The 18,359-nt window shown below is 64.8% G+C and carries 18 protein-coding genes and 1 tRNA gene; 8 read left to right on the top strand and 11 right to left on the bottom strand.

Annotation, left to right across the window (positions count from 1 at the left end; genetic code table 11):
• Positions 1-234 precede the first annotated feature (234 nt).
• From rpmI to pheT, 5 genes are all read left to right on the top strand, one after another.
• Positions 235-438: a 50S ribosomal protein L35 gene (rpmI, locus tag M2343_RS11390; protein WP_014078133.1), complete on the top strand. Its 204-nt coding sequence runs from the start codon at positions 235-237 to the stop codon at positions 436-438.
• A gap of 12 nt (positions 439-450) precedes the next feature.
• Entirely contained in the window at positions 451-813 is a 363-nt protein-coding gene (rplT, locus tag M2343_RS11395; protein WP_181560727.1) for a 50S ribosomal protein L20, read from the top strand.
• Between the two features lie 151 nt (positions 814-964).
• Complete coding sequence (locus M2343_RS11400) at positions 965-1,612, top strand: choice-of-anchor C family PEP-CTERM protein (RefSeq protein ID WP_264576740.1); 648 nt, start codon at positions 965-967, stop codon at positions 1,610-1,612.
• 89 nt (positions 1,613-1,701) lie between these two features.
• Entirely contained in the window at positions 1,702-2,814 is a 1,113-nt protein-coding gene (gene pheS / locus M2343_RS11405; protein WP_264576741.1) for a phenylalanine--tRNA ligase subunit alpha, read from the top strand.
• Positions 2,815-2,944: 130 nt separating this feature from the next.
• A complete protein-coding gene (gene pheT / locus M2343_RS11410) occupies positions 2,945-5,347 on the top strand; it encodes a phenylalanine--tRNA ligase subunit beta (protein ID WP_264576742.1) in 2,403 nt (800 codons plus the stop codon).
• 62 nt (positions 5,348-5,409) lie between these two features.
• On the opposite strand, the gene M2343_RS11415 is transcribed toward pheT, so the two are convergent.
• The gene (locus M2343_RS11415; protein ID WP_264576743.1) at positions 5,410-5,946 is read right to left on the bottom strand and encodes a hypothetical protein; all 537 of its coding nucleotides are present in this window, start codon (positions 5,944-5,946) and stop codon (positions 5,410-5,412) included.
• Between the two features lie 182 nt (positions 5,947-6,128).
• A complete protein-coding gene (locus M2343_RS11420; RefSeq protein WP_264584062.1) occupies positions 6,129-8,231 on the bottom strand; it encodes a TonB-dependent receptor in 2,103 nt (700 codons plus the stop codon).
• A gap of 405 nt (positions 8,232-8,636) precedes the next feature.
• Here M2343_RS11420 and M2343_RS11425 point away from each other — a divergent pair, with 405 nt between their 5' ends.
• A complete protein-coding gene (locus tag M2343_RS11425; RefSeq protein WP_264576745.1) occupies positions 8,637-10,217 on the top strand; it encodes a peptide chain release factor 3 in 1,581 nt (526 codons plus the stop codon).
• A 31-nt stretch (positions 10,218-10,248) separates the two neighbouring features.
• Here M2343_RS11425 and M2343_RS11430 read toward each other — a convergent pair whose 3' ends face one another.
• Both M2343_RS11430 and M2343_RS11435 read right to left on the bottom strand, forming a co-directional pair.
• Complete coding sequence (locus M2343_RS11430) at positions 10,249-10,662, bottom strand: bactofilin family protein (protein ID WP_264571390.1); 414 nt, start codon at positions 10,660-10,662, stop codon at positions 10,249-10,251.
• Positions 10,601-11,758 (bottom strand): M23 family metallopeptidase, encoded by a 1,158-nt coding sequence (locus M2343_RS11435; RefSeq protein WP_264574235.1) that lies wholly within the window; start codon positions 11,756-11,758, stop codon positions 10,601-10,603. The genes M2343_RS11430 and M2343_RS11435 overlap by 62 nt, the downstream gene beginning before the upstream one ends.
• Positions 11,759-12,121: 363 nt before the next feature.
• Between M2343_RS11435 and M2343_RS11440 the strand changes: the two genes are divergently transcribed.
• Positions 12,122-12,213: transfer RNA gene (locus tag M2343_RS11440), tRNA-Ser, on the top strand.
• A gap of 149 nt (positions 12,214-12,362) precedes the next feature.
• Positions 12,363-13,733, top strand: a complete 1,371-nt coding sequence (locus tag M2343_RS11445; RefSeq protein WP_264577551.1) for a tyrosine-type recombinase/integrase — start codon at positions 12,363-12,365, stop codon at positions 13,731-13,733.
• A gap of 15 nt (positions 13,734-13,748) precedes the next feature.
• Here the strand turns inward: M2343_RS11445 and M2343_RS11450 are convergent, their stop codons facing one another.
• The 7 genes from M2343_RS11450 to M2343_RS11480 all read right to left on the bottom strand — a co-directional run bounded on the left by M2343_RS11450 (position 13,749) and on the right by M2343_RS11480 (position 18,193).
• On the bottom strand, positions 13,749-13,934 hold the full coding sequence (locus M2343_RS11450) for a helix-turn-helix transcriptional regulator (protein WP_264576746.1): 186 nt from the start codon (positions 13,932-13,934) through the stop codon (positions 13,749-13,751).
• A gap of 223 nt (positions 13,935-14,157) precedes the next feature.
• The gene (locus tag M2343_RS11455; protein WP_264576748.1) at positions 14,158-14,490 is read right to left on the bottom strand and encodes a hypothetical protein; all 333 of its coding nucleotides are present in this window, start codon (positions 14,488-14,490) and stop codon (positions 14,158-14,160) included.
• Positions 14,487-16,367 (bottom strand): DNA cytosine methyltransferase, encoded by a 1,881-nt coding sequence (locus tag M2343_RS11460; protein WP_264576749.1) that lies wholly within the window; start codon positions 16,365-16,367, stop codon positions 14,487-14,489. The genes M2343_RS11455 and M2343_RS11460 overlap by 4 nt, the downstream gene beginning before the upstream one ends.
• On the bottom strand, positions 16,364-16,606 hold the full coding sequence (locus M2343_RS11465; RefSeq protein ID WP_264576750.1) for a hypothetical protein: 243 nt from the start codon (positions 16,604-16,606) through the stop codon (positions 16,364-16,366). The genes M2343_RS11460 and M2343_RS11465 overlap by 4 nt, the downstream gene beginning before the upstream one ends.
• Positions 16,603-17,892, bottom strand: coding sequence for a DNA methyltransferase (locus tag M2343_RS11470; protein WP_319799407.1), 1,290 nt, complete (start codon positions 17,890-17,892; stop codon positions 16,603-16,605). Before M2343_RS11470 ends, M2343_RS11465 begins: the two co-directional genes overlap by 4 nt.
• Positions 17,889-18,029: a hypothetical protein gene (locus M2343_RS11475; protein WP_264576752.1), complete on the bottom strand. Its 141-nt coding sequence runs from the start codon at positions 18,027-18,029 to the stop codon at positions 17,889-17,891. Before M2343_RS11475 ends, M2343_RS11470 begins: the two co-directional genes overlap by 4 nt.
• The gene (locus tag M2343_RS11480; protein ID WP_264576753.1) at positions 18,026-18,193 is read right to left on the bottom strand and encodes a hypothetical protein; all 168 of its coding nucleotides are present in this window, start codon (positions 18,191-18,193) and stop codon (positions 18,026-18,028) included. Before M2343_RS11480 ends, M2343_RS11475 begins: the two co-directional genes overlap by 4 nt.
• Positions 18,194-18,359: the final 166 nt, after the last annotated feature.

The raw sequence follows: 18,359 nt of genomic DNA on the forward strand, positions 1-18,359 counted from the left end.
TCGTGTGAAACTGGTGCCATATTAATGCGATGGGGGCGAGGAGTCGTTGACCGGCGTCAAATCCGGCCCGCACCTAAGGGGCTTGCGTCGGCGCGCGGCCGCGCTTATACGCCCGCGCTTCCATGTCCTATGGAAGACCGCAAGGACGGGCCGGCCAGTAAGGGCTGCCGTGTTCGTCCGTAATCGTCTGCGAGCATCCTCCGGGGTGCTTGCGCTAAGACAAAGGAGACGAAAATGCCCAAGCTCAAGACCAAGAGCGGTGTGAAGAAGCGCTTCAAATTCACCGCCACCGGCAAGGTCAAGCATGGTGTCGCCGGCAAGCGCCACCGCCTGATCAGCCACAACGCGAAGTATATTCGCCAGAATCGCGGTACGGAAGTTCTCTCCGACGCGGATGTCGCTCACGTGCGCCTCTGGGCGCCCTATGGCCTCAAGTAAGGAGCAGGCGACATGGCACGTGTCAAACGCGGTGTAACCACCAAGGCGAAGCACAAGAGGATTTTGGATCAGGCGAAGGGCTATTATGGCCGTCGCAAGAACACGATCCGCATCGCGCGTCAGGCTGTCGAGAAGGCTGGCCAGTACGCATATCGCGACCGCAAGGTGAAGAAGCGGAGCTTCCGCGCCCTGTGGATCCAGCGCATCAACGCAGCTGTCCGCATGGAAGGCCTGACCTATGGCCAGTTCATGCACGGCCTCAAGCTGGCGGGCGTCGAACTGGACCGCAAGGTTCTGGCCGACATCGCCATGCATGAAGGCGATGTGTTCAAGGGCATCATTGCCCAGGCGCGCGCGGCCCTGCCCGCGGCCTGAGCATCTGCACAATTATCGCGAAGAGGGCGTCGGATGCTTCCGGCGCCCTTTTTGTATCATTTCAGGACTCTCTGAAATTTTGGTTAACGCTTCGGAAACCTTTTCCGCACTGCAGCATTGCGAGTGCGTGGGACTATAAGTGGAGAACCAAATGAAGGGACTGCTATTGGGGGTCGCGGCGATGCTCGCCCTCCCGTCCGCTGCGCAGGCAGCAACGTTCATAAACGGCGATTTCGAGACCGGTAACGATCCAGGCACCTATTTCCTCCGCCTGGGCACCGACAGCACGGCCCTGACGGGTTGGACCATCACATCCGGCAATGTGGAGCTGATCGGTGGTTATTGGCAGTCGGGCAGCGGCAGCCGCAGTATCGATCTGAACGGCAGCGCCCAGGGCGCGATCGCACAGACATTCGATACCATTGAAGGCATGACCTACAATGTCGACTTCCTGATGGCCGGCAATCCCGAAGGCGGGCCGGCGGTCAAGACGTTGGAAGTCGCCGCGACAGGCAATGACGGCCAGCTGTTCAGCTTCGACAATACGGGCTTCTCGAAGACCAACATGGGCTGGACCAACTACACGTATACCTTCACGGCCTCGGGCAACCTCACGACGCTCAGCTTTGCGTCGATGACCGACTCGCCCTGGACCGGCCCGGCACTGGATGGCGTGACGGTCACCGCCATGAGCGCGGTGCCGGTGCCCGAGCCGACGACCTGGGCGCTGATGCTCGGCGGTTTCGCGCTGATCGGCAGCACGCTGCGTCGTCGTCAGTCGGTCGTTCAGTTCTCCTGATCGAAACCGGGTCGCAACCATCAAAGGAAAGGGCGTCGGCGTGCCGGCGCCCTTTTCGTTTGCGGTGAATTAGGCTAGCGGACGCGGCCATGACCGACGTCACATCCCTCAAGGACGGCCTCATCGCCGACATCGCCGCCGCCGACACCCTCGATGCCGTGGAAGCGCTGCGCGTCAGCGCGCTGGGCAAGAGCGGCGCCATCACCGCCCGGCTCAAGACATTGGGGCGGATGAGTCCGGAAGAGCGCCAGCAGCAAGGCCCCGCGATCCACGACCTGCGCGAAAGCGTGACGAGCGCTATAGCCGCCCGCAAGACCGCGCTCGAAACCGCGGCGCTCGATGCCCGCCTCGCCTCCGAGACGCTGGACATGACGCTGCCGGTGGACCTGCCGCCGCCCGGCAGCATTCACCCTGTCAGCCAGGTGATGGACGAGCTGGCCGAGATCTTCGCAGATCTCGGCTTTGCCGTCGCGACCGGCCCGGAGATCGAGGATGACTGGCGCAACTTTACCGCGCTCAACATCCCCGAGACGCACCCGGCCCGCGCTATGCACGATACCTTCTATTTCGGCGACAATGCGCGCGCGACCGGCGGAGACGGCAATCCGGCCGCGATGTTGCTCCGCACCCACACCTCGCCGGTGCAGATCCGCACCATGACGAGCACGCCGCCGCCGATCCGCATCATCGCGCCCGGCCGCGTCTACCGCTCGGACAGCGACGCGACGCACACGCCGATGTTCCACCAGATCGAAGGTCTGGTGATCGACAAGGGCATCCACCTCGGCCACCTCAAATGGACGCTGGAGACCTTCCTCAAGGCGTTCTTCGAGCGTGAGGACATCGTCCTGCGCCTGCGCCCCAGCTACTTCCCCTTCACCGAGCCTTCGGTGGAAGTGGACGTGGGCTACACCATCGAGAAGGGCCAGCGCGTCATCGGCGGCAGCGGTGATGCCGAGAATGGCGGCTGGATGGAAGTGCTCGGCAGCGGCATGGTCCACCCCAATGTCATCCGCAATTGCGGGCTCGATCCCGCCGAGTGGCAGGGCTTTGCCTTCGGCACCGGCGTCGACCGGCTCGCCATGCTCAAATATGGCATGAACGACCTGCGCGCCTTCTTCGACGGCGATCTGCGCTGGCTGCGCCATTACGGCTTCTCCGCGCTGGATGTGCCTACACTGAGCGGAGGAGTGGGCGCATGAGCCATTTCTTGCGAGTTCGTGTTCCTGCGAAAGCAGGAACCCAGGGCGCAGCCGCCGTCCTTCGCCGCCCTGGGCTCCTGCCTTCGCAGGAGCACGGGTTTGATCTTACCGGCAATCCCGGAGCCCGCGCATGAAGTTCACCCTCTCCTGGCTCAAGGACCATCTCGACACCAGCGCCTCGCTGGAGGAAATCCTGCGCGCGCTCAACGATATCGGCCTTGAAGTCGAGGGCGTCGAAAACCCCGCCGAGAAGCTGGATGGCTTCCGCGTCGCAAAGGTTCTCACAGCCGCGCCGCATCCGCAGGCCGACAAGCTGCAGGTGCTGAGCGTCGATGCCGGCGACGGCGCGCTGCAGGTCGTCTGCGGCGCCCCCAATGCCCGCGCCGGTCTGGTCGGCGTGTTCGGCCTGCCCGGCGCCACGGTGCCGGCCAATGGCATGGTGCTGCGGGTCGCGGCCATTCGTGGCGTTGAATCCAACGGCATGATGTGCTCCACCCGCGAGCTGGAGCTGGGCGAAGATCATGAGGGCATCATCGAGCTGCCTGCGGACGCGCCTATCGGCATGCGCTTTGCCGATTATGCGCAGCTTGACGATCCGGTCATCGAGGTCTCGGTCACGCCCAACCGGCAGGATTGCATGGGCGTGCGCGGCATCGCGCGCGATCTCGCCGCCAAGGGCCTCGGCACGCTGCGGCCGCTCGATGACATCATCGGCCAGCTCCCAGCGATCGACGCGCAGGGCGCAGGCCCGGACGTGCGGACGGACGATGCCGATGGCTGCCCGGCCTTCTATGCCCGTGCCGTGCGCGGCGTGCGCAACGGCGCCTCACCGGAATGGCTGCAGCGGCGCCTCAAGGCCATCGGCCAGAAGCCGATCAGCGCGCTGGTGGACATCACCAACTTCGTCATGATCGGCCTTGGCCGCCCGCTGCATGTCTATGACATGGCCCGCCTCGATGGCGGCCTCGTCGCCCGCAAGGCGAAAGCCGGCGAGCAGGTGCTGGCGCTCAACGGCAAGACCTATACGCTGGCCGAGGGCATGACGGTGATCGCGGACGCCTCCGCCGTTCACGATATCGGCGGCATCATGGGTGGCGAGCATAGCGGCGCGCAGGAGAGCACCACCGATGTGCTGATCGAATGCGCCTATTTCACGCCCGAGAGCATCGCGCGGACCGGTCAGGCGCTCAGCCTCACCTCCGATGCCCGCCAGCGCTTCGAGCGCGGTGTGGACCCGGCGTTCCTGGATGAGGGGCTGGACATCGCGACGCGGCTGGTCCTCGCCTTGTGCGGCGGCACGCCCACCGAGGCGACGCGCGCCGGCACTCCGCCGGCAGAGCCGCGCGTCATCGAGGGCTATCGGCCCGACATGGTCGATGCGCTGGCCGGTATGACGGTGAGCGCGGAGCGCCAGCAGGCGATCCTCGCGGCGCTCGGCTTCACCGTGGAGGCTGGCGCGAGCTGGCGGATCACCATCCCGACATGGCGCCGCGATATCCACGGCACCGCCGACATCGTCGAGGAAGTCGTGCGGATCGAAGGGTTGGACAACGTCCCGTCCGTGCCCCTGCCCCGCACGCCGGGCGTCGCCCGCCCGACCGCGACGCCGCTGCAGCTCATTGAACGGCGCGCCCGTCGCGCGGCTGCCGCTCGCGGCCTTAACGAGGCGATCAACTGGTCGTTCATTTCTGAAAGTGAAGCCGCGCCCTTTGGTGGCGGCGACTGGACGCTCGCCAACCCGATCAGCGAAGACATGAAGGTGATGCGGCCGACGCTGCTTGCCGGGCTGCTCTCCGCCGCGCGGCGCAACGCCGATCGTGGCGCATCCTCGATCCGCCTGTTCGAGATCGGCCGGCGCTATTTCCGCGCCGATGATGGCAGCAGCGACGAGAAGCTGACCCTCGGCATCCTGATGGCCGGCGAAAAAAGCCCGCGTGGTTGGCAGGGCGGCAAGGCCCGCCCGTTCGATGCCTTCGACATCAAGGCGGAGGTCATTGCGCTGCTGGCGGCCGCCGGTGCGCCTGCGGGCCGCCTGCAGATGATGGGCGAGGCGGGCGATGCCTATCATCCCGGGCAGTCCGGCACGCTGCGCCTTGGCCCCAAAAATGTGCTTGCCGCTTATGGCGTGCTGCACCCCCGCCTCGCCCGCGCCTTCGATCTCGACGGCACGGTCGTTGCGGCGGAAATCCACCTCGATGCGATTCCCCTGCCCAAGAAGAGCAGCTTCATGCGCACGGCCTACGCGCCGCCGGCCTTGCAGGCCGTTACCCGCGACTTCGCCTTCCTCGTGCCAGCCGATCTGGAAGCCGACGCACTGGTGCGCGCCGTGCGAGGGGCGGACAAAAACGCCATCGTCGACGCGCGCCTGTTCGATCTGTTCGCCGGGCAAGGCGTGCCGGAAGGGCAGAAGAGCCTCGCCGTGGAAGTGACGCTGCAACCCGGTGAAAAGAGCTTCACGGATGAAGAACTGAAGGCCATCGCCGACCGCGTGGTGGCGGCGGCGACCAAGCAGGGCGCCACGCTGCGCGGATAAGGGACTGCGCGGATAACGGCCCGCGCGGATAGGAACCAGAGGAGCGGCGGAAGCGCGGGCGATCAGCCTGCTTTCCGCTTCTCCTCCTCGCCCGGAGCGGGCGCGGGCGGCACGGGCAACTTGCAGCCTCGGCTGACCGCCAGCCCGCGCAGATAGCCCCGGCGCGCGACGCCACCGTTGATGGCGGCCTGCAAGCGGCGCTCTGCGCCTGCCGCGCCGCTCACTTCTCGAACGAGGCCCCGGAACGGAATGATCGAATTGACGATCGCCGCGCCACCGGCTGCCGCGAGGTTGCCGAACTTGTTCTCATTGGCCTTGCTGTTGGCGTCGAAGTCGGGGCCCAGCACCGCATTCAGCTCGGCGATCTGGTCGATCACCGCGCGGCAACCCTTGCCGGCCGGCGCATAAGGCTGCTCGACAGCGCGGGCCAGCACCTCGGGGATTTTCGTTTTCTCGATGCCCACGTCCCGCGCGGGCTGCGTCACGATCTCGCCCGCTTTCTGCGCTGTCTTGTCCTCTTTCTCGGGCTCGTTCTGTGCAAGGGCGGGAGCTGCCGCAAGGACAGCGCTGAGAAGGGCGGCGCGGATGAGCCTGTTCATGATGACCGTGTCTCCGACCGCAACAGCTGCGGTGCCTGCAGAATTGCGATCCCTGCCATCTGGTTCCCGCCTCGGGGCACAATCTCCGCCGGCGGATAGCCCCAAAAACAAGGCGGGCGCAGCCTTCGCCGCGCCCGCCCTTTCGTCTGACTGCCGGGCGTGTCACCACGCCCGTGGCAGGATCACTGATAGTTGACGCGCAACCGCAGGCCGATCGTGCGCGGCGTCACCCGGATGCTAGAGGTGTTGAGCGTGAGCACAGCACCATCATAATCGCCGAGATTTTCGCCGAACAGCGTCAGATCATAGGCCTTGTACCGCAGGCCGATGTTGGCGCTGTATACGCTATAGGCCTTCACATACTCGCCGTTGGTCTGGAGGCGGTTGCCATTGTAGGTCCATGCGACGTTGAACAGGCCGTTGAGGTCACCGCCCAGCGATGTCTCATAGGTCGCATCCACGCGGGCGTTTTCCTCGAGCGTGTTGACCAGCCGCGTACCGGGACGCAGGTACGGCAGGCGCGCCTGCACGGCGGGATCGACCGTGTCATACTTGCCCTGGTTGATGTTCGCGACTGCGCTCAGCGTCAGCCCGTCCAGAGGCGTCCGCCAGCGCATCTCGATATCAACGCCCTTGCTGGTGCCGTCACCGAAGTTCGAGAAACCGGAAACGTTCGCGTCCAGCGTCGGCGTCGGCGTCAGCATGTCCTCGAGCTTGTTGATGTAGAAGTTCAACCCGACGTTGAGCGTGCGATCGGGCGAGCGCCACTTGATGCCGGCCTCATAGTTGGTCGAGCTTTCGGGACGGGTCTGGGTGCCGGCAGGGATGCCGACGTCCGCAAGCAGGTCCGCCTGGATCTGCGACTGCACGATGCCCGGACGGAAGCCGGTCGCCGCCGTGGCGAACACCGTCAGATCATCATTGGGCACATAGGAGAGATTGACGCGCCAGGTCGTCACGTTCTTCTTGTTCGTGTTCGTCGTGTTGGCGTCTTCGAACGTGCGCTTGTCATGATAATAGCGCAGGCCAACCCGGGGACGCAGCTTGCCGTCGAACAGGTCGTAACCCAGTTCGCCATACACCGCCCAGTTCTTGGTGATGGTGTTGTTGTCGGCATTGGTGTCGATGCCCGCAACGGGAATGCGCAGATAGTTTTCCTGCGGGCCGCTGCCGTCCTGATAGGCGCCGCCGAGCAACCAGTGGAACGGGCCGTCGGTCGTGGAGTTGATCCGCACTTCCTGGCTGAACATGTCCGGGAAGAACTGGCTCGAGAAGGCACCCGCCGGCGCGATCGGCACGTAAATGCCGAAATTGCCCTTGAGATAAGTGGTAGCGCTGGAGATCGAGAAGGTATCGAAGTCCAGACCGGCTGACAGGCTGTAAAGCTTGAAGTCGCCATTGCCGAAGCTCGGCTGAGCCGCCGTGTTCGCGTAATAAGGCGGCTGGGTCGAGGCGAGACCGCCCAGGAACTGCTGGCGCGGACGGAAATGCCAGTACTGCGCGCGGATATTGAGGTTGTCGACCGGACGGAACAGCGCGACCACGCGAATGTCGTCGTCGCGAACCTCGTTCACGCCCTTGCGGTCCGGCGTGCCGTCGAACGCACCATAATATTCGTCCGCCCAACCCGGATTATAGGAGTGGCCACCGCTGACGCGGACAGCAAGCACATCCTTGATGATCGGGACGGAGACGACGCCTGCAACGCCATAGTTGAGGCCACCGGCCCCGCGCGTCTGGGAGGCCTGCGCCTCGGCAGCGAACTTGATCTCGGTAAGGTCAGGATCGCGGGTGTGGAAGATGAACACACCGCCGGCCGAACCCTGGCCATAGAGCGTGCCCTGCGGACCGCGCAGAACCTCGACGCGGTCGAGGTCGAGGAAGCGGATTGGCGGCGCAATGCCGAAGTTGGTGACAACGAACGGCACGTCGTCGACATAATAGCCGATAGCCGAGTCGCCATTGGCAGCGCCGGCGCCGGCGCCGCGGATGCTGAACGAGCGCGACGCGACCGACTGGCGCTGGCTCTCGGAAATACCCGGAATCGCCGTGGCGAGGTCCGCGATATTGTTGATGTTGCGCTCCTTGAGGTCTTCACCGCTGAACGCCTGGATGGCGAGCGGCACTTCCTGCAGCGCCTGCACACCGGACTTCTGAGCGGTGACGATGATTTCGTCAGGCGCGGTATCAACACTGTTTGTGGTGGTCTGCTGTGCGCGAACTGGCGCTGCACCCATGACAGCCATCAGTGCCAAAACCGCAACACCGGCGTGAAGCCGCTTCATCATCCATCTCCTGCAAAAAACAAAATCGAGCAATCGATTGCATAGAGAGATGCATGACAATGTCCAACGCACGATGCGCGCGCAGACCAGTTTATGGTGGAGTGTTACCGAAATGCTACGGTCATCGGCGACGCGGGCGTCCCGATTTACGTCTATCAACCGGCTTTCAGTACAATCGATTACCGGCAGCGCGTCAACCCCCTTGGTGCAAGCTGGGTTTGAAACGCCATCGCAGCCCGCTCGCGCGCGGATAGGAAGAGCGCGCGCCTTCGGTGCCCCACGCCACGCTCGCCCTGTGCAAAACCGCGCCTTGCAGGATCGCCGCCCCAGCCCCTATAGCAGCGCCACATTTGTGCCGGCCCGACCACGCCCGGCGCGCTCGCTCCCTGGATTAAGACGCTTGCTATGACGATCCCTTCCCGCCGCACGTTCGCGATCATCTCCCACCCGGACGCAGGCAAGACGACCCTCACCGAAAAGCTCCTGCTCGCCGGCGGCGCCATTCACCTTGCTGGCGAAGTGAAGGCGCGCGGGGCCAATCGTCGCGCGCGCTCGGACTGGATGAAGATCGAGCAGCAGCGCGGCATCTCGGTGACCAGCTCGGTCATGACCTTCGAGCGCACCCAGCCCGATGGCAGCGTGATCACTTTCAACCTGCTCGACACGCCGGGGCACGAGGACTTCTCGGAAGACACCTACCGCACCCTGACCGCCGTCGACAGCGCCGTGATGGTGATCGACGCCGCCAAGGGCATCGAGCCGCAGACGCGCAAGCTCTTCGAGGTCTGCCGCCTGCGCAACGTGCCGATCATCACCTTCGTCAACAAGGTGGATCGCGAGGGCCGCGACAACTTCTCGCTGCTGGATGAAGTGGCCGACGCGCTCGCGCTAGATGTCTGCCCGATGAGCTGGCCGGTCGGCATGGGCGGCGAGTTTGAGGGCATCTACGATTTTGCCACCAACCGGCTCTACCAGCCGGTCGGGCCGAGCAAGGAGTTCGACGGCAGCTTCACCCAGCTCACCGGCCTGGACGATGAGAAACTCGCGACCGTGCTCTCCGCCGCAGGCCTCGCGCGCCTGCGGGAAGAGGCCGAACTGGCGCAGGCTGGTTATGCCGCGTTCGACCTGACCGCCTATCGCCATGGCGACCTGACGCCGGTCTATTTCGGCTCCGCCCTCAAGCGCTTTGGTGTCGGCGAGTTGATCGATGCGCTCGCCGCCCACGCCCCGCCGCCGCGCACCCAGCCGGCCGAGCCCGCGCCGGTCGAGCCCGAGCGCGGCGATGTGACCGGCTTCATCTTCAAGGTGCAGGCCAATATGGACCCGCAGCACCGCGACCGCATTGCCTTCATGCGCCTGTGCTCGGGCAAATTTCGCCGTGGTATGAAGCTCACGCCCTCGGGCAGCGGCAAGCCGATCGCCGTCCACTCGCCGATCCTGTTCTTCGCGCAGGACCGCGAGATTGCCGACGAGGCCTTCCCCGGCGACATCATCGGCATCCCTAATCACGGCACGCTGCGGGTGGGCGACACGCTGAGCGAAAAGGCGGATGTGCGCTTTACCGGCCTGCCCAATTTCGCGCCGGAAATCCTGCGCCGCATCGCGCTCAAGGACCCGACCAAGACCAAGCAGTTGCGCAAGGCGCTGGACGATCTCTCCGAAGAGGGCGTCATCCAGGTCTTCTACCCGGAGATCGGCAGCCAATGGATCATCGGCGTCGTCGGCCAGCTGCAGCTCGATGTGCTGATCAGCCGGCTGGAGGCGGAATATAAGGTCGGCGCGGTGCTGGAACCGGCGCCGTTCGACACGGCCCGCTGGCTGACCGGCGAGACCAAGAAGCTGGAAGACTTCGCCAGCATCAATCGGACGAGCATGGCCAAGGACCGCGACGAGAACCCCGTCTTCCTCGCCAGATCGGCATGGGATGTGGGCTATCAGGCCGAGCGCAACCCGGACATCAGCTTCAGCGCCACACGCGAGCGCTGATCGGAGGAGTTAGCCCCGGCCTCCTGCTCACTTACCCGACATCGCTCTTGATCAGCTTGAGTTCGGTCGGCTGGCCGCTATGCGTCATGCGCCCGTCGATCTGGCCGCCGGTGGCGATGGTGATGCGCTCATAGCTCACATCACCGGTGATCCGGGCAGTCGCCTCCACCACCAGCTCCTCTGCCGTGATCGATCCCTCGATCAGGCCGCCGATCCGGGCACTCTTGGCCTTCACATGGCCGGCGATGCGGCTTTCGGCGCCCTGCACCAGCGCCGCGCACGCAATGTCGCCCTCGATCGTTCCATCGATATGCAGATCCACGCTGGCTTCCAGATTGCCCGTGATCCTGACATCGCTGCCGAGGATCGAGAACGGCGTGTGCTTAGCCCCGGTTGCCACTGTCGGCGACGCGCCGCTTGGCCGTTTGCTGGACTTCGAGAACATCCCTGCGTGCCTCCAGAAAGGGACGCGGATTGACGGCCGCGCCATGGACATGGACTTCGAAATGCAAATGCGTGCCGGTCGAGCGGCCCGTGGATCCCATGCGCGCGATCTGGGTGCCGCGCGCGACCTTCTGGCCCGGCTTGGCATTGAAGCCGGAGAGGTGCGCATAGAGCGTCGAGAGACCCTTGCCATGGTCGACTTCCACGACATTGCCATAGCCATGCTTGGTGCCGACGAACGTCACCGTGCCGGGCGCGGCGGCGAGGATGGGCTGGCCCATGCGTCCCCGGAAATCGATGCCGCCGTGGAACGCGAGGCTGCCGTTGAAGGGGTCACGCCGATAGCCATAGGAACTGGTGGTCATCGGCGCCGCCGTCGGCTTGCCGGAGGGGATCGCCGCCAGCGCGGCTTCCATGGTGTTGAGACGGGTCAGCAGCAGCGCGATATCTCGCAGCTCCGGCTGGTCGGCGACAATCGATGCGACGGGAATGAACGGACCGCCCTGCCCCCGCTCGCGCACCGCCATGCGGGCCGGATCGAGACCGAAACTGCGGATCGCCTTTTCGACCGCCGCGAGGCGATGTTCGACCGCGCCAGCCAGGCGCGTCTCGAGCACTTCCTGATGACGCCGTAGCGCCTCCAACCGCGAGGCCTCGGGGGACGCCGCGCTCAGCGGCTTGCTGACCTCCGGACCGTCAGCGGGCGCACCTGCGCCGCCCTCTTCGATCCCCGTGCCGAGGCTGGAGCGCAGCAGTTCATCGAGGGCCTTCTGCCGCTGCTCGATATCCTGAGCGATATCGTTCACCGACTCGCGATAGGCCTTCACCTTGGCCTGCTGGGAGAGAACCTCGGCCCGATCCCGCGCGACATGGCCGCGCTCAAGGAGCAGGCTGGCCTGATTCCACAGGATCGCGAATGTGCCGATGGCCCAGAGCAAAGCCAGCACCGCCAGCGCGCTGGCGGCGACGATCTGGAAGCGCGTGGAGATACGGATGAAGCGCACGCGTCCGCCGGTGCGGAGAAAAATCTCCCGCTCGGGCGCGAGAGACAGCAGACGTGCGATCACACCCCCGGAATTGGTTTTGTCAGCGGACAAGGATTGCTCTGTTCTATATCGTTTGAAGTGCCACGGCGGCTACCAGAGCGACCCATCGCAAGCGAATCGCGGCGCCAAGCCCTGCGATGAGTCGAAAAGTGGACACGACGAGTCGATGAATGATGGTGGAACGGCGGCGCGTGTTCCGCGTTGATTCGCGTCCGATTGCCACGAGACCGCCACCGGGCACTGCGTCGAGTCGCATCATTTTGCGATCCCCGTCACGCCTGCCTACCAGAGCTTGTTGGCGCGATAAATTGCAGCCTTTCTAGAAACAGGCGACGCCGGGCGTTGCCATGCACGAACAGCCTGTTTATAGGCCGCTCTCAGCCGGTACGGGACGCCACTTCCCCCGGTGAGCGCGGAGACGTGGGTGAGTGGCTGAAACCAGCGGTTTGCTAAACCGTCGTAGCCTTAAGGGGCTACCGAGGGTTCGAATCCCTCCGTCTCCGCCATTATACCATGCATAGTCATCTCTCACCGTCTACCACCCCTTGATTTTCTGCGGGTTTTTGGGCCATCGTATCTGCATTGTTCTCCATGGTCGTCTACAGGCGTCGCATGGTCGACATGGTAGAAGGCATGGTATTGGACCGTGCCCAACATGGTATCGGGCAAGATGCTCAACGATGCGAAGATCCGGGCGGCTAAGGCGACGGGCAAGCCCTACAAGCTCGCCGACGCGCAACAGCTCTATCTCCACGTCAGCGCCGTCGGTGGGAAGCACTGGCGCATGAATTACACCTTCGGCTCGAACGCCAAGGGCAAGCCGGCGCAAAAGACGCTGAGCTTCGGCTCCTATCCGGTCGTCTCGCTGGTGAAAGCGCGCGAGCTGCGCGACGCGGCCAAGGCCGATCTGGCGGCTGGCCGCGATCCGGCCGTGCAGCGAAAGAGGGTCGAGGCGCAGGCCGCGCTTGAGGCGGTCAACACCTTCGAGGCCGTCGCCCGCTCATGGCACGGCAAGCAAGTCCCGCGCTGGTCCAAGGTCCACGCGAAAGACGTGATCGAGAGCCTTGAGGAGAATATCTTCCCCCGGCTGGGCGACCGCCCCATCAATACGATCACGGCCCCCGAAATCCTGACATTGCTGACCGCCGTCGAGACGCGCGGCGCCATCGAGACATCGCACCGGATTCGCGCGCGATGCTCGTCGGTGTTCGTGTTCGGCATCGCGTCCGGCTTTTGCGACAGCGACCCAGCCGCCAGCCTGGGCAAGGCTCTGGCGCCCAAGCCCCGCGCCAAGAAGCAGCCGGCCATCGTCGACGGGCAGCGGTCGCTTGAGGCTCGTATCTCGGCGATTCGGCAGGTCATCATCGACGCCGAGGCAGAGCGCTGCCGCGCGATCACGAAATTCGCGCTGCGGCTGCTGGCCCTGACGGCGACGCGGCCGGGCGAAATCCGGTTTGCCGGCTGGCACGAGTTCGAGGGCATCGACTGGTCGACGGGCGCCGTCCGCGATCCTCTATGGCGCATCCCTGCCCTGCGCATGAAGGGCGATGAGGACCGCAAGGCCGAGGTCGAGGGTGACCACCTCGTGCCGCTGGCCAGCCAGTCAGTAGAAATCCTGATCGCCCTGCACCGCCTGTCGGGCGACCTCCCCCTGCTCTTCCCCGGCGAGCGCCATCCGCACAAGCCGATCAGCGAGAACACGCTGCGCGCGCTGTTGATCCGCGCCGGCTATTACCAAAAGCAGGTGCCCCACGGCTTCCGCGCCGCCTTTTCCACGATCATGAATGAGCGCGCCCGGCTGCAGAAGATGCCCGACGATCGCGCTGTCATCGACCTGATGCTTGCCCATATCCCCCAGGGCACATCAGGATCGGAAGGGAGCTACAATCGCGCGTCCTACATGCCGAGGCGGCGCGAACTCGCGCAGGAGTGGGCGGACATTCTGACCGCGGACATGTGGCCGCCGACGGTCCACCTCGGCCAGCCGATCCGATATGCGGCGAATGGGCCAGGGCGACGCTTCTGACGAGCGCGCCGGCGCCTACTGGCGCTGCTGCTCCCGCCACGCCGTCACCTCATTCTCGCTCCAGCGGCTGGCATAACCGCCAGGCTTATACTGCTGCGGGAACGTGCCGCGCTGGATCAGCCGATAGATCATCGCGCGCTTGATACCGACGATCTCTTCAACCTCGGCAATGCGCAGCAGGCGGTCAGGGGCGGTCGCCATGGCGGTCCTCATCTGTGTGAAATCGTGCGCGCTCATCAGGGCCTCGTCAGCATTTTGTTTATCAGTTCGAAAGTGGGCGCCATGGCTGCCGTGATCTGCGACCACCGTTCGCGACGCGTTTGCCGATCGGCATCTTGCTGCGCGGCGGCGAGCAGATCGTGTTCCCTCATGCAGGGCACGAGATCAGCCATGTCGCTGCGGCAGGCCGGGCACTCTCCGCACCTCATTCTTCACGTCCGTGCGGAACAATGCGAAGATCTATATCGGCGCCGATTGCGACCTTTAGTGCCTCCGCGACGGCGGCGTGATCGATCGTGATCGGCGCGGCTGGGGCCTCGATGCCGATTCGCGCGACGATGGCCGGCGTCTCGAACAGCGCCAGCGGCAAATCCATCTTGAGGTTGATCGCCCGCTGCCCGCGCAGCAGCGCCGGCTCGCCCGCAGTGACCTTGATTGACGGCCGCCGATTCCAATCTTTGCCGCTGCCCGGATCGATGGTCAGCCAACAATCAATATGCACGGTGTGCGCGGAGGTGTGTCCAAAGTGCTTGCTCATGCCGCCATCCTTATCTCTGCGAGTTCCGGCTGGTTCGCCCCGACGAGCGCGCGGGCAACGGGCGGGCAAACGCTGTTCCCGATGGCGCTGATCTGCTCAGCAATGGTGAGCGGCTTCTCGACCCATTTGCCGCGCACCAGCTTGGAGACGATCGGATCGAGGACATAGTCGTCGGGGAAGCCCTGCGCCCGGGCCAGTTCGCGCGGCTTGAGCATGCGCAGGCCTATGTCGACAATGACATAGGTGACCGCGTCGATTGTGACCGTGACGACGGCGAAGCGGGCCTTGGTCGTGACCGTGTCGAGCGGGCGATCGACGGCCTGGCTCTGGGCCACCTCGTTATCGCCGCCGGTGCCGTAGAATTTGACGAGGAAGGCTGCGACCTGCACCGCGCGCTCCATCATCTCGGGCGGCAGCGCGCCCTCCTCGATCATCGTGGTCTCAACGATGCGTTGCTGAGTGCCGCGCGTAGTGATGGTCGTGAGCGGTTGATTGGCCGGGCGCCCGAGCATCCCCCCCGTATTTGCCTGCTCAATGTGGGCGCAGACAACGCCGTGATGTTGCCCGCCCGCGCGAACCGTGCCGATCTGGCCCTTGGGGTCGCCGCCCCCGTTCGTCTTGTCGCTGCCATAGAAGCGGGAGAGGAACGTGGTGACATTGGCGTGACGCGCTGATCCAGCCAGGACACAATCAAGCGGATCGGTCGCCGACTTGGGCCGCATATCCGCATTGAACTTCTCAAGATGAGCGACGGCGATAGCCTCATCGCGGCTTGAGGTGACCGTCGGCGCGACCTCACGCAGATCATGGAACCCTTTCCCGCGCCGCTTGCCGGACTTGTCGACATCGCCGTGGCCAGTCCGAACTAGCGTCGCGCCGACCATGCCCAGCGGCATCGCGCCGGCCGGGCGCTTCGGCTGGCCGTTGGCCGTGACCGTCGGCATTTCCTTTTCCATCGGCGAGCCGACGCTGTTGGAGTGAAACTTGGTGATGTGTGGCGCAAGCTTCACATCGGACAGCGCGAACTCGCCGCCGTTCGCCGTTGTGATCGTGCGCAGCGGCTCGGCCGTGTCATGGGTGCGAACGTCGCCACTATGCGTGACCGGCACGATGAAGGGCCGCCCGGCGTTGACCACATAGCGCATGACGCCGTGGGCGATCCGGCGCATGGTCGCATCCTTGAGCGGGCGGGCGCGCTCGAAGATCGACGGGCACGGAATCGACCAGTCGATGCATTCGGCAGCGGTGCGATATGGCAGCAGGTCGCCGCTGAGAACGCGATTGTCATTGGCAGGCGCGTGCGTCGCCTTGGGCCACACGATCGGGCGCTTGTCGCAGCGCCCGATGACGTAGAGCCGCCGGCGGCTGGTGGGCGCGCCATAGTCGCAGGCCCGCAGCTTCTTGTACTCGACGCGGTAGCCCATGCTGCGCCAGGTGCGCAGGAGCTTCTTGAACGCGAAGCCCTCAAGCCCTTTGATGGGCACGCCGTTGTCGTCCAGCGGCGCGGCGTACTCGTATTCCTCGACATTTTCGAGATAGAAGACGGCTGGCCGCACCTCGCGCAGCCAGTTGGTGACCTCATTGGACAGCGCGCGAATGTGGCGATCCTTCACCGGCCCGCCCTTCGCCTTGCTGTATTCCTTGCAGTCCGGCGAGAACCACGCGCCAGCGACCGGCTGGAGCCGGGTGACGGCCTTCGGCCACACCGCGCGGATGTCCTGACAATGGTGCTCGGTGTCAGGATGGTTGGCCTTATGGATCGCGATCGCGCTGGGGCTGTGATTGATCGCGATGTCCACATTGCGACCGATGGCTTGCGCAATGCCCGTGCTCGCGCCGCCGCCGCCCGCGAAGCCGTCGATAAAAAGCTGCCTCAAGGTCGCCTCCAATGTGTGATGTCGAAAGGGTCGCGCGTCAGGGTCCAGCGCGTGGGGAGCGGGCGCCCGATGACCGGCCAGCTCGCGGCGGGCTGGCGGCCGTTGCGCAGCCTGACCATGACGCGCGCTGTTGGCGCCTCATCCATGTGGATCTGATGCGGCGGGCACGGGTCGTCCGGCTCCAGCGGGTAGAAAATCGGCGGCTGGCCAGTGTTCTTGAACCAGAGGGGCGCCGTCATGCGCTTCGACCTGGAGCGAAGAGGTCAGCCTGGGCGCCGTTATTCACCGGTCTGGCCTGCACCTCGGAAACGATTAGCTCCTCAAGCGGGAGGCCGAGTCGCACAGCGATGTCGCGGGCATGGTTGCCGTCCGCCTCGATCATGAGGGACTTGAAACCTGCATCGCGGGCGGCGGCGGCAGTGGTGCCGGTGCCCGCAAAGGGATCGAGAACTAGCCCGCCGGGCGGGGTGACCATCTCGACATACCAGCGAATGAGCGAGATGGGTTTGACCGTCGGGTGAGTCCGGAAATCGGTATGCCCGCAGTCTGGCTTTCCGATCTGATGTGCGCCGCATTCACGACACTCGAAGATGCGCTCGCCCTGCGTTGCCTTGCTCGAATAGAAGAACCGGGCGGCTGATCCGCTATCTCCTCGAAAGGTCGAACCTTCTTCGTCGACGTTGCCCGCGAACGAGCCGTGATAGACGCTGCGAAACTTGTCGGCGTTCCTTGTGTGAACGGGAGCAAGCGCCCCTCGCTCGCCGTAGGCCTCGAATGCTGCGAGGACTTCATCGCTGCCGTCGTGGCAGAGATTGGCCGGCCAGCGGCCGGGTTTCATGGAGCCCGTGAAGCTCTGGTCTTGCTTCCATGCACCGGTTCGGTTGACATCAGCGCCCGGCGCGAAGCGCTTGACCGTGTAGCTGCCCCCCTGCGCATCGTCGGAATGTACCCGGCAAGCGTCGATATGCAGGGCTCCGACACCCCAGCGCGCGAGGTTCGCCTCGATGCTGCGCTCGCTGATCGGCTTCTGCGCCAACACTACCGGCTCGATCGCAGGCTTGAGACCGGTTCCCCAGCCTTCCCACTCACCATCCTGATTGTGCGACTTGGGAAACCCCGTCCCGTAAAGCCAGGGCACCATGTCCCGGATCTCGAAACCGGCATCTTCGATCGCGCAGACCATGCGATGATAGCCCTTGGTCGCAGCGAAGGCGATCAGGTGCGCGCCGGGCTTCATCACGTCGAACACGCGGCGCCATGTGTCGACGCGGAACGCGATGTCGCCTCCGTCCCACTCCTGCCCCATGAAGCCCGCGCTGCCGCGCGCATAAACGCCGGTGGCGCCGGACTGGATCGGCGCAGCATCGATCGAGCCCAAGCGAGCGACGATGCTTGCGAGGTGATAAGGGGGATCGGTCACGACGGAATCGACCAGCAACCCATTGCGCGCCAGAGAGCGGAGCACTTGCGTGCAATCGCCCTGCATAATGCGCGCATTTGCTGCCGCTGATCGGTTCTGGCTCATGCCGCGAAGCGCCCAAGTACACAGCCGGCAAGGGCCGCGCCGAAGAGGAAGAGGACGACGAAGCGCCCGCGCAGAAGGCCGCGCTCGTTGAGCATGGCGCAGAACAGCCGCTTGATCGGAGACGATGGGCGGATCATGGCGCCTGCAATCCCAGCATGACGATCGTGAGCGCGCTGGAGACGAGCGCCAAGCCAAGCATGATGGCGCAGGCGAGCCCGTCATCATCATCGCGGAAGATCGACAGGGCGCGCTGGATTCTCTCGGGCCGCGTGCCGGCGTATCGGGCGAGAAGGCGGATCATGCCGCACCCCCGACAACGATCGCCAAATGACGGAAGTCGACGGCTTTTGCTTTCCAGTAGGCCGCCATGGGAGCCTTATGGGTGTCCCAACACTTTTGCGCGCGAACCCGTGCATCCGCCGAAACCTCGCGCAGAGCGGCAGCGAGTGCGGCACGCTGTTGTGGAG

The organism is Sphingobium sp. B8D3B (assembly GCF_025961875.1).
In the GTDB taxonomy this organism is placed as follows: domain Bacteria; phylum Pseudomonadota; class Alphaproteobacteria; order Sphingomonadales; family Sphingomonadaceae; genus Sphingobium.